The 598-nt window shown below is 62.0% G+C and carries 1 protein-coding gene; it reads right to left on the bottom strand.

Going from position 1 to position 598, the window contains the following annotated elements; all coding sequences use genetic code 11:
• Positions 1-42: 42 nt before the first annotated feature.
• A complete protein-coding gene (locus ACFHVL_RS31410; RefSeq protein WP_416632251.1) occupies positions 43-462 on the bottom strand; it encodes a hypothetical protein in 420 nt (139 codons plus the stop codon).
• Positions 463-598 lie beyond the last annotated feature (136 nt).

Genomic DNA, 598 nt, shown 5'->3' with positions numbered 1-598 from the left:
ATTCCCACACATCTTGACCGTTCCGGACACCGCGCCCGGTGGTCAGAGCCTTACCCGGAAAGGCTCACTGAGGAACTCCGCCGCCGGCACCACTCGATCTTCCTTCCCGATCGGCGAGGGTTCCAGCGGGACTATCAAATCTCTGCGGGGCAGGTGGAGCCAGAGAGCCATCACGTACAGGGCCGGGACCCGAAGCAGGCGTAATTCGTAGCGGGTGGCCTTGAGTGTTGCCAACTTGTAGACGCCCTTCAGTGCCTTGTCGGTGGACGCGACGAACGGACCCTCGGTGAACTGTGACATTTGCTCCGTGCCGTCCGGAGCCGGCGTGGTCTCGGCGCTGGCAATGGGTTGGCCGGCTTCCTCGGTCAGATATCGCCGGCCCACCGGTTGGGTGCTGTCCAGCCCTGAGTCAGTAATGATGCCGTCGAGTCCCAGCACGTAGATCTGATGCGGGGTGGACAACTCGAGTCATCTTTCCTGGCGTTGCGCAGTAGGAATGCTGTCGATCGAATCGTGATCGGGGGCAGGGAGGGTCATTCAAAACCCGGTGCGGTGGTTCTGAAGACCTCCAGGGCGGTGACGGTGCGTAACACGTCGG

Origin of the sequence: Micromonospora sp. LOL_023 (assembly GCF_048060115.1) — a bacterium.
Lineage (GTDB): Bacteria > Actinomycetota > Actinomycetes > Mycobacteriales > Micromonosporaceae > Micromonospora_E.
Note: the sequence above shows the minus strand (reverse complement) of the source record. Positions and strands in the feature narration are given on the sequence as shown.